Below are 14,441 nucleotides of genomic sequence, written 5' to 3'. Positions count from 1 at the left end.
CAAGCTCGACGTGAACCAGCGGGTCGGCACTGCGACATGTTCATGTCCTAAAGTGAAGAGCATTACGTCGTCGGACATGACAAGCTTGCGAGGACCTCGATGAGCAATGCTGACCACGCCTCTTCCTCGCCCTCTCGCCAGACGCTCCAGGCCATCCCCCGTAGCGTCTGGGCCCTGGGGTTCGTGTCGATGTTCATGGACATTTCCTCGGAGATGATCCACGCGCTGTTACCGCTCTACATGGTCACGGTATTGGGTACCTCGGTGGTGGCGGTCGGTTTCATCGAAGGGGTGGCCGAGGCGACGGCATCGATCAGCAAAGTGTTTTCCGGCGCGCTGAGCGACCGGCTGGGCAAGCGCAAGCTGCTCACGGTGCTGGGCTATGGCCTGGCGGCGCTGACCAAGCCGGTGTTCCCTCTGGCGTCGGGGTTGGAGTGGCTGGTCGGAGCGCGCTTCGTCGACCGGATCGGCAAGGGCATCCGCGGGGCACCGCGGGATGCACTGATCGCCGATGTCACACCACCCGGGCTGCGGGGTGCGGCCTTTGGCCTGCGCCAAGCGCTGGATACCGTGGGCGCCTTTCTCGGGCCGTTGCTGGCGATCCTGTTGATGTGGCTGACGGCCAGCCATTTCCAGGCAGTGTTCTGGATAGCCGTGCTGCCAGCCTTCCTGGCCTTGTTCGTGCTCATCGCCTTCGTTCGCGAACCCGAGGCCTCCAGCAGGCCGGCCCCGGTGCGCGCACCCCTGGCGGTCAAGGAACTGGCCCGCCTGGGCGGGCGTTACTGGCGGCTGATCATCCTGGCGACGGTGTTCACCCTGGCACGCTTCAGTGAAGCCTTCCTGCTGCTGCGAGGCCAGGCCATGGGCCTACCGGCCTTGTGGGCGCCCGCTGTGCTGGTGCTGATGTCGCTGGCCTATTCACTCTCGGCCTACCCCGCCGGCGCCTTGTCGGACCGGGTCGGGCGCCGGGCGATGCTGATGATCGGCCTGGGGCTGCTGGTGGCGGCCGACCTGGCCCTGGCATGGGCACCGGGTTGGCTGGGCCTGGGGTTGGGCGTGGTGTCGTGGGGGCTGCACATGGGCTTTACCCAGGGTATCTTCAGCGCGCTGATCGCCGACAGCGCACCGGCAGACTTGCGCGGCACCGCGTTCGGGATGTTCAACCTGCTGTCCGGGGTGGCGCTGCTGGTCGCCAGCGTGGTGGCCGGCCTGCTCTGGGATGCCGCCGGCTACCAAGCCACGTTCCTGCTGGGCGCCCTCTTCGCCGCGGCCACCCTCGCCGGGGTGGCCCTGTTGCGCGGCGCCATCGACCGCTGACAGAACTAGGCCAGCGTGCCCTCGGCCGCTTGCTGCTCGAACAACGACCAGCCACCCTGGCCATCGACTTCCAGCCTGTGGGTGTGGAACGCGGCCAGTGTGCTGCGGTGGCCGACGCTCACCAGCAAGGTGTCGGGCATTTCGTTGCGCAGCAGTGAATAGAGCGCATGTTCAAGCCCCTCATCCATGGCCGAGGTGGACTCGTCGAGGAACACCACCTGCGGCCGGTTGAACAACAGCCGGGCGAAGGCCAGGCGCTGTTGCTCACCGACCGACAGGATGTGCGACCAGTCGCAACTGACCTCCAGGCGCTCGGCCAGGTGGGCCAGGTTGACCTGACGCAAGGCCTGCTGCATGCGTGGGTCGTCCTCGGCAGCACCGGCCGCCGGGTAGGCGATGGCGGTGCGCAGGTCGCCCAGGGGCAGGTACGGGCGCTGGGAGAGGAACAGCGCACGGTTGCCCAACGGCCGCGCGACCTGGCCCTCGGCATAGGGCCACAGGCCTGCCAGCGCTCGCAACAATGTGGTCTTGCCACTGCCGGAGGGCCCCTTGATCAACAGAGCCTGGCCGGCCTGCAGGCGCAGTTCGAGGTTGGCGATCAGCGGATGGCCATCGGGGCGCAGTACCTGCAGGCCACGGATATCCAGCGCCCGGGCCTGGTCTTCGGTGATCACCCGCGGCAACGCGCCGGCCTGCTGGTTGGCGTCGATGAAGCCGGTCAGACGGTCCAGGGTGGCGCGGTACTGGGCGAAGGTGTCATAGGACTCACGGAAGAACGACAGCGAATCCTGTACCTGGCCGAACGCCTGGGACGTCTGCATGACGTCACCGAGCTTGATCGCGCCGCTGAAGAAGCGCGGCGCCTGCAGGATGAACGGGAACACCACCGCGACCTGGCTGATTCCCAGGTTGAAACCGTTGAACTTCAGGCTCCGAAAGACCAGCGCCCAGACGTTGACGATCAACGCGCCGAAACGCCCCAACAGCGTGCCCCGCTCCACCTGGGCCCCTTGGTAGAAGGCGATGTTCTCGGCATTCTCACGCAGGCGCATCAGGGCATAACGGAAGTTGGCGGTGAGTTTTTCATTGAGGAAGTTCAGGCGGATCAACGGGCGCCCGAGGCGGAAGGCGATCCAGGTCGCGACGATGACATAGAGGTACACGGCAAACACCATCGCCCGGGGAATCTCCATGCCCGCCAGCGTCAACGGTGCGGAGAGCCCCCACAAAATGGCGGTGAAGGCGACCAGGGAAACCAGCGCGCTGACCGCACCCAGGGCCAGGGACACGGAGCCGGTGACGAAGGCGTTGACGTCCAGTTCGATACGTTGGTCGGGGTTGTCCACCGGCTCGGCAAGGAAGCGCCCGCGGTAGTAGGCATCGCCCTGCATCCAGTCGGCGGTCAGGCGTTCGGTCAGCCACACGCGCCAGCGGATGCTGAAGGCCTGGGTCACGTAGTAGGTGAACAGCGAGCGCAGCACATGGATGGTGGCTAATACGGCGAATACGCCCAGCAGGTACCAGAACGCCGTCTGGTCGAGGGCTTGCAAGGCGCTGTAGAAACCGTTGTACCAGAATGAGAACAGCACGTTCAGGCGTACTGAAAACAGCGTCAGCACCAGCAACAGCGCGAACACCAGCAAGGGGCGCCAGCTGCGTCTGAAGTTGAAATAGGCGCCGGCGAGCTGCCAGAACTGCCGCCCCCAACGGGTGAAACGCACCGCCAGGGCGCCAGCGGCGGCAAAGCCGGCCAGGGTGAAGAGAGAGGCGATTGCGAGCCAGCTCAGGCTCTCCTGCAGGGCCTGGTGCCAGTTCATGTCCATGGTGACTTCCATACGAATGCGGGTTGTCTGGCGAGCGTAGCATTGCCCCCGGATTCGTCAGGCATACATGACGGACTTTTCATCTTTTGCGATCGGCCCAATCGCCGGCGTGCCGGCGATTGGGCTGCACCGCGCTAGGCCAGCGCCTCGCGCACCAGTGGATGCAGCTCGGCCTGCGGGTTGGCCTGCGACCATTCCCCCAGTTGCCGACGCATGGCCGGCGTCCAGAAGCTCTGGATATGCTGCCTCACCCCCTGCACCGCCAGCGCCCGGTCGGGCTCGCTGGCGAAGTACTGGGCGATCTGGTTGGCCATCTTGACCAGGCTTTCATGACCACTGCTCATCGGCGCACCTCGGCTTTCTCGGCTTGGCGGCGTTCCTTGAGCAGCCGCTGCTGTTCATCGCTGAAGGCCTGGTAGCGCTTCTGCCATTCGGACGGCTGGAACACCCGCACCACTTCCACCGCCGTGACCTTGTACTCAGGGCAGTTGGTGGCCCAGTCGGAGTTGTCGGTGGTGATCACGTTGGCCCCGGACTCGGGGAAGTGGAACGTGGTGTACACCACGCCCGGCGCCACCCGGTTGCTGACCTTCGCGCGCAACACCGTCTGCCCCGCCCGGCTGCCCACGCCGACCCAGTCGCCATCGCTGATGCCACGGCTCTCGGCGTCGGTCGGGTGGATCTCCAGGCGGTCCTGGGCGTGCCAGGCGACGTTCTCGGTACGACGGGTCTGGGCGCCGACGTTGTACTGGCTGAGGATACGCCCGGTGGTCAGCAACAACGGGAAGCGGTTGTTGACCTTCTCGTCGGTCGGCACGTAACCGGTCAGCATGAAGCGGCCCTTGCCCCGCACGAACTGGTCGATGTGCATGGTCGGCGTGCCGTCCGGCGCCTCGTCGTTGCACGGCCATTGCAGGCTGCCGTGGCGGTCGATCTCGGCGTAGCTGACCCGGTGGAAGGTCGGGGTCAGGCGCGCGATCTCGTCCATGATTTCCGAGGGGTGGCGGTAGTCCATCTTGTAGCCCAGCGCATTGGCCAAGGCCACGGTGGCTTCCCAGTCGCCCTTGCCGGCCAGCGGCTCCATGACCTTGCGTACCCGCGAGATGCGGCGCTCGGCGTTGGTGAAGGTACCGTCCTTCTCGAGGAACGAGCTGCCCGGCAGGAACACGTGGGCGAACTTGGCCGTCTCGTTGAGGAAGATGTCCTGCACCACCACGCATTCCATGGCCATCAGGGCGGCGGTGACGTGCTGGGTGTTGGGGTCGCTCTGGGCGATATCCTCGCCCTGGCAGTAGAGCGCCTTGAAGCTGCCGTCCAGGGCCGCCTCGAACATGTTGGGGATCCGCAGGCCCGGGTCAGGCTGCAGGGTCACGCCCCAGGCCTGTTCGAACTCGCTGCGCACGGTCTCGTTGGAGATGTGGCGGTAGCCCGGCAGTTCGTGGGGGAAGGAGCCCATGTCGCAGGAACCCTGAACGTTGTTCTGCCCACGCAGCGGGTTCACGCCCACGCCTTCGCGGCCAACGTTACCGGTGGCCATGGCCAGGTTGGCGATGCCCATCACCGCGGTGCTGCCCTGGCTGTGCTCAGTGACGCCCAGGCCATAGTAGATCGCCGCGTTGCCGCCGGTGGCGTACAGGCGAGCCGCTTCGCGGATCTGTTCGGCAGGCACGCCGCAGACCGGGCCCAGCACTTCAGGTGCGTTTTCCGGCAGACTGACGAAATCGCGCCAGCGGGCGAAGTCGGCTGCCTCGCAGCGCGCATCGACGAACGGCTGGTCGACCAGGCCTTCGGTGACGATCACGTGGGCCAGGGCGTTGAGCATGGCCACGTTGGTGCCCGGACGCAGCTGCAGGTGCAGCTCGGCGCGAGCGTGAGGCGAATCCACCAGGTCGATGCGTCGCGGGTCGATGACGATCAGCCGCGCGCCCTGGCGCAGGCGACGCTTGAGCTGGGAGCCGAACACCGGGTGGGCGTCGGTGGGGTTGGCACCGATCACCAGCACCACGTCGGCCTGCATCACCGAATCGAAGCTCTGGGTACCGGCGGACTCGCCCAGGGTCTGCTTCAGGCCATAGCCGGTCGGCGAGTGGCAGACGCGCGCGCAGGTATCGACGTTGTTGTTGCCAAAGGCAGCGCGTACCAGCTTCTGCACCAGGTAGGCTTCTTCGTTGGTGCAGCGGCTGGAGGTGATGCCGCCGATGGAATCACGCCCGTACTTGAGCTGGATGCGGCGGAACTCGCTGGCGGCGTAGTTGACCGCTTCGTCCCAGCTGACCTCCTGCCACGGGTCGTTGATGTGCTTGCGGATCATCGGCTTGGTGACGCGATCCGGGTGGGTGGCGTAGCCCCAGGCGAAACGGCCCTTGACGCAGGCGTGGCCATGGTTGGCGCCGCCGTTCTTGTCCGGGACCATGCGCACCAGCTGGTCGCCCTTCATCTCGGCGCGGAACGAACAACCCACGCCGCAGTAGGCGCAGGTGGTGATCACGGCGCGCTCGGGCTGGCCGAGCTGGACCAGGCTCTTCTCGCTCAGGGTCGCGGTCGGGCAGGCCTGCACGCAGGCGCCACAGGAGACGCATTCGGACTCCAGGAAGTTGTCACCGCCCGCTGCCGCCACACGCGACTCGAAGCCACGGCCGGTGATGGTCAGCGCGAAGGTGCCCTGGATTTCCTCGCAGGCGCGTACGCAGCGGTTGCAGACGATGCACTTGCTCGGCTCGTAGTCGAAGTACGGGTTGGAGACGTCCTTCTTCTCGTCGAGGTGGTTGTCGCCGTCGTAGCCGTAGCGCACTTCGCGCAGGCCCACCTGGCCGGCGACGGTCTGCAGTTCGCAGTTGCCGTTGGCCGAACAGGTCAGGCAGTCCAGCGGGTGGTCGGAGATGTACAGCTCCATCACGTTACGGCGCAGGTCGGCCAGGCGCGAGGTCTGGGTACGCACCACCATGCCCTCGGTGACCGGCGTGGTGCAGGATGCCGGGTAACCGCGCATGCCCTCGATTTCCACCACGCACATGCGGCAGGAGCCGAAGGCCTCCAGACTGTCGGTGGCGCAAAGCTTGGGAATGGTGGTGCCCAGCAGCGCCGCGGCACGCATCACCGAAGTGCCGGCAGGCACGCTGATTTCACGGCCATCGATGACCAGGTTGACCTGCACGTCGCTTTCGCGGGCCGGTGTACCCAGGTCGATGTCGCTGGCGGGGTCGAAGAAATTGATCACTGGGCGACCTCCGTGGTGGTCAGACCGAAGTCGGCGGGGAAGTACTTGAGGGCGCTGGCCACCGGGTAGGAGGTCATCCCGCCCATGGCGCACAGCGAGCCGTACTGCATGGTGTCGCACAGGTCATGCAGCAGCAGGGCCTGGTTCTGGCGCTCGGTGACATCGGTGGCGGCGATCAGCCGGTCCACCACTTCCATGCCTCGGGTCGAGCCGATCCGGCAGGGCGTGCACTTGCCGCAGGACTCCTCGGCGCAGAACTGCATGGCGAAGCGGGCCATGCTGGCCATGTTCAGGGTGTCGTCGGCGACGACCACGCCACCGTGGCCGAGCATCGCGCCGATGGCGGCGAAAGCCTCGTAGTCCATCGGCGTGTCGAAGGCACTGGGCGGCACCCAGGCGCCCAACGGGCCGCCCACCTGCGCCGCCTTCAACGGCCGGCCGCTGGCGGTACCACCGCCGTAACCTTCCACCAGCTCGCGCAGGGTCAGGCCGAAGGCACGTTCCACCAGGCCGCCCTGGCGAATGTTGCCCGCCAGCTGGAACGGCATGGTGCCCAGCGAGCGGCCCATGCCGAAGTCGCGGTAGAACGCCGAGCCCTTGGCCATGATCACCGGCACCGACGCCAGGGTGAGCACGTTGTGCACCAGCGTCGGCAGGCCGAACAGGCCCTCGAGCGCGGGCAGCGGCGGCTTGGCGCGGACGATGCCACGCTTGCCTTCGATGGACTCCAGCAGCGCGGTTTCCTCGCCGCAGATATAGGCACCGGCCCCGACCCGCACTTCCAGGTCGAAGGCCTTGCCGCTGCCGGCCACGTCATTGCCCAGGTAGCCCGCCGCGCGGGCGATGTCGAATGCCTGGTTGAGCACGCGGATCGCATCCGGGTATTCGGAACGCACGTAGATGTAGCCCATGGTCGCGCCCACGGCGAGACCGGCGATGGCCATGCCTTCGATCAGCAGGAAGGGGTCACCTTCCATCAGCATGCGGTCGGCGAAGGTACCGGAGTCGCCTTCATCGGCATTGCACACCACATACTTCTGCTCGGCCCGCGCGTCACGCACGGTGCGCCACTTGATACCGGCCGGGAACGCCGCGCCGCCACGGCCACGCAGGCCGGAATCCAGCACGGCGGCGACCACCTCGGCGCCATCGAGCGCAACGGCCTGGGTCAGGCCCTCGAAACCGCCGTGGGCGCGGTAGTCGTCCAGCGACAGCGGCCGGGTGATGCCGGCACGGGCGAACAGCAGGCGCTGTTGGGTCTTGAGGTAAGGGATTTCTTCCACCGGCCCCAGGGCCAGCGAATGGCTATCGGCATTGCCGGCCAGGGCATCCAGCAGGCTCGGAACGTCTTCTACGCCGACCGGGCCGAAGCCGTGGCGACCATCGGCCTGCTCCACCTCGACCAACGGCTCCAGCCAGTACAGGCCACGGGAACTGGTGCGCTGGATGTCCAGCGGCAATTGCCGACGTTCGGCCTCGCGGACCAAGGCCTCGGCGACCTGGTCGGCACCGACGGCGCGGGCGATCGAATCGCAGGGAATGAACAGCTTCAGCATGCTTCGTCCTCCAGGCAGCCATTGACCAGGGAACGCAAGCGTTCAGGGGTGATGCGGGCGTGCAGCTGGCCGTCGAGCTCCAGGGCTGGCGAGCAGGCGCAGGCGCCCAGGCAGTACACCGGCCGCAGGCTGATCGCGCCGTCGGCGCTGGTGCCATGGTCGTCCAGCGCCAGCTGTTCGCGCAGTTGCGCGGCCAACGCCTCGGCGCCACGGCTCTGGCAGGACTCGGCCCGGCACAGGCGCAGGGTATGGCGTGCCGGCGGTGTGGTATGGAAATCGTGGTAGAAGCTGATCACCCCGCGTACCTCGGCCTGGCTGAGGTTCAGGGCATGGGCGATGTCGGGAACGGCGCCATCGGGCACATAGCCCGCGCCTTCCTGGATGGCGTGGAGGATCGGCAGCAAGGCACCGGGGGTGTCCTTGAAGCGTTCCAGCACGGTCTGGATCAATGGCAGGTGAAGCGTCTCATCAGGCATACAGCGGACCTCGGCATCACGGACCGACCTGCCTCCCTGGGCAGGCCGCCGGTGTCTTCTGCTGCGGCGCACCGACCATGTCACGGTTGCATGGTTACGGACGCCCTCCGTGCCCATGGCCATGCGTCTGCGCGCACTGGTTCCCTAGGCATCCTTAAAGCATGGCAGTACTGGCGCTGGAGATTTGCACCCAAGCGACAGGGCTCATCCTGAAACCGACGCGGGGTGCTGGAAGGCTTTTTGCCTGGTGCTGTAGGAGCCAACTGTCTTTCGCTTCGACCGGACCAATCCATCAGCATGACTTTTCGCCGCCATGGCAAATGAATATTTCGCGATTCCAACGGCGGCGATGCTTCTGCTTTTTTTGGGAGGTGTTGGTATGAGGTGGGCGAACAGTCCGTTTGCGATGGCGACGCATAGTCACCTTTCCGCCCTTACGGCGGGTCACTTTTTGTCAAACGCGACAAAAAGTAACCAAAAAACGCTGGCGGTATGACTCACCCAGATGGGTTACAAATCAGTTCACGCACATAGGTAACAGTCTTTAACTGGCAAGGTCGGTTTTCGAGGATCTGACCATGCCGTGGCGAGAGCTAACACCTATGGACCTGAAAATGCTTTTCATCGCGGACTACCTGCAGGGGCCGCCTAGCTTCAGCGCCCTGTGTGAGGCCTACGAGATCAGTCGAAAGACTGGCTACAAATGGGTCGAGCGATACGAGAAAGAGGGCCCGGCAGGCTTGGAGGAGCGCAGCCGACGCCGGTTGACCCAGGACTGGGTTGTACCCGTTGCGGTCCGCGAGGCCATTGTGGAACTGCGCGGTCAGGGGGAGACGGTGCCTGGGCCCAAAAAAATCCAGGCAGCGTTGCAGGAGCGCTTTCCTGATCAGGCGCCACCCTCAAAGACCGCGATCTACAACATCCTCAAGAAAGCCGAACTGATCAAGCCGCGGCGTCTACGTCAGCGTGTGGCCATCTATCCCAAGCCACTGGAAAAAGCGGAGTTGCCCAATCAGCTGTTCAGTGCGGACTACAAGGGCCAGTTCCGCACAGGGGCAGGCGTCTGGTGCTATCCGTTGACGATCATGGATCACGCCAGTCGCTTCTTGCTTGCCTGCCACAGCATGGCAAACACGAACTTCCTGGAAACGCAGGCGGTATTTACTGATGTATTCCGTGAAAATGGGCTGCCTGAGCGTATCCGAACCGACAACGGCGTACCGTTCGCCAGCAAAGGACGCGCAGGTCTTTCCCAACTGTCGATCTGGTGGTTGCGTCTGGGCATCATTCCCGAGCGCATCGCACCTGGCAGACCTGAGCAGAATGGCCGGCATGAACGCATGCATCGGACTCCCAAGAGCACGCTCCCATCGCCACCAGCAATAGCATGGGAGGCTCAACAACGGCACTTTGATCGGTTTCGGCAGCATTACAATTACGAACGGTTGCACGAAGCCTTGGAACAAAGAACGCCGGCGTCCTGTTACCAACCTTCGCCGCGCCCATTCCCTGAAAAGCTGCCTGAGATGATTTATCCCAGCCATATCGAGAGCTTGCCAATTGACGGTTGCGGCATCGTCAGCCGCCGAGGCTTGAGGATCTACGTAGGTTACGTACTGAAGCACCAGACCATTGGGCTGGAGCAAGTTGGAGACGGACTCTGGGATGTTATTTTCGGTCCAATCGTCCTCGGTAGGATCGATGTGCGTGATGCCATTGATGGCTATGTGACGCTCAAGGTGTCACCTATGTGAGTGAACTTTTATGTAACCCATGTGGGTGACCCGTACATGGCTCCTGCATCCGGCCCCTGCGCTGCGCTCCGGGGTTCCCTCGCTCCAGCCTTGCTCCGGCGGGGCGCGGCGAAGGGCCATCCATGGCCCTGCGCCGCTTGCCAGGCATCCATGCCTGGCACCCACCTGCGCAAGGCTTCCACTCGGCCTCCTGACGTCGCGATTGGCGGCGCCTGGGCTATCGCGTAGCAAGAGCAAGAGCAAGAGCAAGAGCAAGAGCAATGACAGGAGCATACTGCTGTTATGAATCCTGTGGACGATGACCTAGCCGTTCAGGCTGGACTGCCGTGGGGAACGAGTGGCTAGCGCTGCCCCTGGGAGCGGGCTTGACCCAAATAGCCGACGCTCAATTCATCAGCCCGCAAGCCGCACCAGTCCCCGCAGGGTGCGAATCACCCCAGGGTCCTGCCCTTGCAGTACATCCGCCTGGATCCGCGCGATCACCGCCTTGAGCACATCTGTCTGGCTCATGTGGCTCTGCTGCTGCAATGCCAGAAAATCCTCGGCCACATGCGGGTTGACCTTCATCGACAACCGCCGGGTCGAACCGGAAGACGCCAGCCCGCGCCCCTGCAACTGCTCCGCCAACTCACACGCGAACGCCTCATGGGCCGGCTGCAGGCCCTCCCCCTGGCAACCCTGGGCCAGCATCTGGAAGTAATGCCCGAGGAACAACTTGCGCAAATGGGCACCGGCGTCACCGCTCACGACGTGCATGGCCGCATCCAGGACATCCAGGTAAACCGCGGGCAACCGCGCTTCGATGGACTTGAGCTGCTGCTTGCGCGCCTCGCGTATCGCCGGCGTGGACTGCGGCGGAATGGCCACCACCGTGTCGCAGCTGATGCAGACGCCCACCAGGATATCCCTGGCCTGCCCCTGGCCATCGCTGAACGGCACGTCGCGGCGCAGGTAACGGGTCTGGACCACCGCCTGGCAACGCTCGCAGAGCGCCGTGCCGGTGTCGCCTTCGAAAAGGATCTTCATGATCTGGATACTCACCGATGTACGCTGATGAACCAGGTGTCTGGTTCGATGAAATAGAACTTGATGTACCAACCATGCCGCTTGAGCACATGCACATCGATATGCGCGACAGCATGATGGGGGCTGCTGTGATGATGGGTGCCGTTGCACGCGCGAACGATGCCAGCCACCTCCTGCGCCGTCACCTCCCCTGTCGCAAGCAAGTTCTTGACCTCGATATCGCCCCGCGACACATGCAGGTAGTCACCTGTTTCAAGCGCCGCGATCACATCGCGCTTGGCCTTCCTGAAGCCATTATCCATAGCCTTCCCTGTAGATACGAAAATCATCGTACAAAAACATGACCGAATCCACCCGCTGGTGAACCGGAGCGACCGACGGTCAGGCAACCTATACAAGCGAGCCATCAGCACGCCCGGGAAACTATGGCCTGATTGTCCGGGCAGCGGTGTACAGCAGTGTTACTGGCGGTTGCAAGGTCACCTGGTATGTCCGGTCGAAGTAGCTACTTGGAACACGCTCTCGCGCAAGACACAGGTTTTTCACCCTCACCACCGTAGACTCGGTGCTTTTCCTTCCTGAGCGAAGCGCCATGCTGCAACGATTGAGACAGTGGGCCAGGGCCATCAAGCAACAGACCATGACCCTGTGGTTCTGCTGCCGGCATCGCCGTACGCCTTGGGCGGTGAAGGTGCTGTGCGTTCTGGTGGTGTCCTACGCACTGAGCCCCATCGACCTGATCCCGGATTTCATCCCGGTCCTCGGCTTGCTCGACGACCTGATCCTGTTACCAGCATTCATCTGGCTGATCATTCGGCTGGTGCCCGAAGAGGTCTACCAGCAGAGCCGCGCCCAGGCGCAGGCGTTCGAAAACGCCAACGAAAAACGCCCCAGCAGTCGCCTGGCCGGGGCGGTTATCGTAGGCATCTGGTTGGGGGTGAGCCTGATGTTCATCAGAGCGTTCTGGCAATGATCACGCCTCTTCCCGCCGCTTCTGCGTGGCCCCCATGATGGATTGGGTTGTGATTTCCTAAAGCCCTTTAACTGCGGGACTTCCAGCCAAGTCAGTCGAAGCATGTACCAATTATGTACCAACGAACCGTAACTGCCCGGTTCGCATTCGGCGAAATTTTCCGTCTGATTCACTCCTATGAACGCCAGGGCAGCTTCGACCCATAGCGGTCCTTCAAGATCCAGCTTACGACATCAGCGAACGCACTGGCCCGAGTCAGGATGGGGAAAAGCGCTCACTGGTATCCAGTAAAGCAAACCCCACCGGATCCACCGCAGTTGATTTCACAAACCAATCCTTCCCAAACAATACCGACGGTCCTGGTCGACTCGTGATCAACGCCTTGCTACTGAACGACTGTTCAGCTATAAGCTTGTAGCCTTCCGGTTTTGTACGGCTTTGTCTTTTTGGGTTTGACTTCCTACGTCCGGATCGGCTTGTCCCTTGGTGTCGACAAAGAACTGGAGAGCTCTAATGCGAGGCGCGTTGTTCAAGACTCGAATCACTGAAATGCTCGGCATTCGCCACCCGATTCTTTGCGGCGGTATGGGGCCAAGTGTGTCAGACGCAAACTACGTCGCAGCGGTGGTCAACGCTGGTGGCATGGGATTTATCGTTGCTGCTGGCTTCCCCGATCCGGAGGAGTTGCGGGAGCAACTTCGAGAGTGCCGAAAGTTGACCTCGGGTAAGGGATTCGGCGTGAACCTCTACATTTCAGGGCAGGACAGGGCGACTGAGCGTCTGCAAGAGCAGGTGAAAATCCTTTCTGAAGAAGAGGTACTTTGCGTCGAAACTTCCGGTGGAAGCCCGGCAGGTGTTCTCCCAGCCCTGCGAGAGGCAGGCATCAAGGTACTGCATAAGGTGCCTGCAGTGCGTTATGCACGATCTGCGGCACGACTCGGCGTAGATGCCGTAATCGTTGTTGGCAATGACAGCGCGGGCCATCCAGGTACCTACGGCATCAGCAGCATGGTGCAGGCACCTCACGCATCTAAAGAGATCGCCATTCCGCTCGTTATCGGCGGTGGGATTGGGACCGGGCGCCAACTTGCCGCTACGCTGATGATGGGAGCAGACGCGATCTTAATGGGCTCGAGAATGTTGGTGTCTGAGGAGCTATGGATTCACCATCGATATAAAGAACTGCTTGTCCAGAGTGACGGTACTGATAGCGTCGTTGTGAAGACTGGCCTACGTCAGCATCACAGGGTATTGAACAATGAGAGCGCGAAAGCGGTTGCCGCCCTGGATGCAACAGGCGCTAGTGACTTTGAACAATACCGCCCTCACGTAATGGGAAAGTTGACCACCCAAGCCTATCTGACGGGCGATAGTAGGACTGGCATGTTGGACTATGGTCCCTCGGTTGTATTTGCCAACAGTGTGCAGCCGGTAGATGCCATCTTTGACGAGGTTCTCGACGACGCACAACAGGCAATGAGCCGGTTGGAGGAACTGCGTAGTCGCTACTAAATATCGATCCGAGCCAACTGCGGACACCCGAGACGGCCGTTTCTGGCTAGAAATACAGGCGGCACAGGCGTCCTCTTGCTAGCCAGACGCCATCTCGGTCGCCTTTCAGCTTTGCTTGCAGCAACGTATCCGCTTTTGGCCAAAGGCAACCGCCTCCGAAGGACAGCCTTGCGTCGAATGCGGCCCCCGAAACTGAAGCACACACCAATTGTGCTGGGGTATTAATCAGAAAAAGCGCCCAAGCCCCGTACCAAAAGGGCTTGAGCGCTTTTTCGTATCTGCTTGCAAGACGCTCAAAGGGCATAGAGGGGCATAGAGGGGCATAGAATAGCGTCCGGTTTGCCCCATTGTTGCCCCACGCTTTCAGGCCCGCTGCTCACACTCCGCTGCCTCACCACCACCTTCTTCAACGACCCTTCTCGCCCGCATTACTCCCCAGGCAAGTGCTCGCGTCATGGACTCGCCCGGCCGCGAGTCAAATGACTCCTCATGGAGGGCCATACCTGACGACGCATAGATCCCAAGAAACAACTGCGTGGATCCTGTACGAGAAAGGCGCACCTGGACGTCGATGGTCGTTCCGTCTTCGAAAGCTTCTTGGTGCGCTCGATGGTGAAGCGTTGGATCAGCCCAGGACCAGTAGACCTCTCCACGTATTCTCATGTCGCCCTCCCGCGACCAAGTTTTCCAGGGCCTTCAACAATAATGGATCCACTTTCTCAGGCAACCGGAAGCTCCCACCGATTCAGAACGAGCTGACCAGCGGCAGCGTTATCGCTGCCTTTAT

12 protein-coding genes are annotated in these 14,441 nt (G+C 62.9%); 4 read left to right on the top strand and 8 right to left on the bottom strand.

Going from position 1 to position 14,441, the window contains the following annotated elements:
- The first annotated feature begins 99 nt into the window (after positions 1–99).
- Entirely contained in the window at positions 100–1,317 is a 1,218-nt protein-coding gene (locus K8374_RS07710; protein WP_224458535.1) for an MFS transporter, read from the top strand.
- 5 nt (positions 1,318–1,322) lie between these two features.
- Here K8374_RS07710 and K8374_RS07705 read toward each other — a convergent pair whose 3' ends face one another.
- From K8374_RS07705 to K8374_RS07685, 5 genes are all read right to left on the bottom strand, one after another.
- Positions 1,323–3,140: an ABC transporter ATP-binding protein/permease gene (locus K8374_RS07705; protein WP_224458534.1), complete on the bottom strand. Its 1,818-nt coding sequence runs from the start codon at positions 3,138–3,140 to the stop codon at positions 1,323–1,325.
- 134 nt (positions 3,141–3,274) lie between these two features.
- Positions 3,275–3,484 carry a formate dehydrogenase subunit delta gene (locus tag K8374_RS07700; protein WP_224458533.1) on the bottom strand — a complete coding sequence of 70 codons (210 nt, stop codon included), beginning with the start codon at positions 3,482–3,484 and terminating at the stop codon, positions 3,275–3,277.
- Positions 3,481–6,357: a formate dehydrogenase subunit alpha gene (gene fdhF, locus K8374_RS07695; RefSeq protein WP_224458532.1), complete on the bottom strand. Its 2,877-nt coding sequence runs from the start codon at positions 6,355–6,357 to the stop codon at positions 3,481–3,483. The genes K8374_RS07700 and fdhF overlap by 4 nt, the downstream gene beginning before the upstream one ends.
- Entirely contained in the window at positions 6,354–7,913 is a 1,560-nt protein-coding gene (locus tag K8374_RS07690; RefSeq protein ID WP_224458531.1) for a formate dehydrogenase beta subunit, read from the bottom strand. Before K8374_RS07690 ends, fdhF begins: the two co-directional genes overlap by 4 nt.
- Positions 7,907–8,389, bottom strand: a complete 483-nt coding sequence (locus K8374_RS07685) for a formate dehydrogenase subunit gamma (RefSeq protein ID WP_084858113.1) — start codon at positions 8,387–8,389, stop codon at positions 7,907–7,909. The genes K8374_RS07690 and K8374_RS07685 overlap by 7 nt, the downstream gene beginning before the upstream one ends.
- A gap of 578 nt (positions 8,390–8,967) precedes the next feature.
- Between K8374_RS07685 and K8374_RS07680 the strand changes: the two genes are divergently transcribed.
- A complete protein-coding gene (locus tag K8374_RS07680; protein WP_224458530.1) occupies positions 8,968–10,143 on the top strand; it encodes an integrase core domain-containing protein in 1,176 nt (391 codons plus the stop codon).
- A gap of 393 nt (positions 10,144–10,536) precedes the next feature.
- On the opposite strand, the gene K8374_RS07675 is transcribed toward K8374_RS07680, so the two are convergent.
- Together K8374_RS07675 and K8374_RS07670 are read right to left on the bottom strand one after the other, a co-directional pair.
- On the bottom strand, positions 10,537–11,169 hold the full coding sequence (locus K8374_RS07675) for a hypothetical protein (RefSeq protein WP_224458529.1): 633 nt from the start codon (positions 11,167–11,169) through the stop codon (positions 10,537–10,539).
- 11 nt (positions 11,170–11,180) lie between these two features.
- Positions 11,181–11,471 carry a hypothetical protein gene (locus K8374_RS07670; RefSeq protein ID WP_224458528.1) on the bottom strand — a complete coding sequence of 97 codons (291 nt, stop codon included), beginning with the start codon at positions 11,469–11,471 and terminating at the stop codon, positions 11,181–11,183.
- Positions 11,472–11,761: 290 nt separating this feature from the next.
- On the opposite strand from K8374_RS07670, the gene K8374_RS07665 reads away from it, so the two are divergent.
- Positions 11,762–12,142 (top strand): YkvA family protein, encoded by a 381-nt coding sequence (locus tag K8374_RS07665; RefSeq protein WP_224458527.1) that lies wholly within the window; start codon positions 11,762–11,764, stop codon positions 12,140–12,142.
- 513 nt (positions 12,143–12,655) lie between these two features.
- Positions 12,656–13,654: an NAD(P)H-dependent flavin oxidoreductase gene (locus K8374_RS07660; RefSeq protein WP_224458526.1), complete on the top strand. Its 999-nt coding sequence runs from the start codon at positions 12,656–12,658 to the stop codon at positions 13,652–13,654.
- Between the two features lie 363 nt (positions 13,655–14,017).
- Here K8374_RS07660 and K8374_RS07655 read toward each other — a convergent pair whose 3' ends face one another.
- Positions 14,018–14,317 carry a hypothetical protein gene (locus tag K8374_RS07655; protein WP_224458525.1) on the bottom strand — a complete coding sequence of 100 codons (300 nt, stop codon included), beginning with the start codon at positions 14,315–14,317 and terminating at the stop codon, positions 14,018–14,020.
- Positions 14,318–14,441 lie beyond the last annotated feature (124 nt).

Source organism: Pseudomonas sp. p1(2021b) (genome assembly GCF_020151015.1).
Classification (GTDB): Bacteria; Pseudomonadota; Gammaproteobacteria; order Pseudomonadales; family Pseudomonadaceae; genus Aquipseudomonas; species Aquipseudomonas putida_K.
Note: the sequence above shows the minus strand (reverse complement) of the source record. Positions and strands in the feature narration are given on the sequence as shown.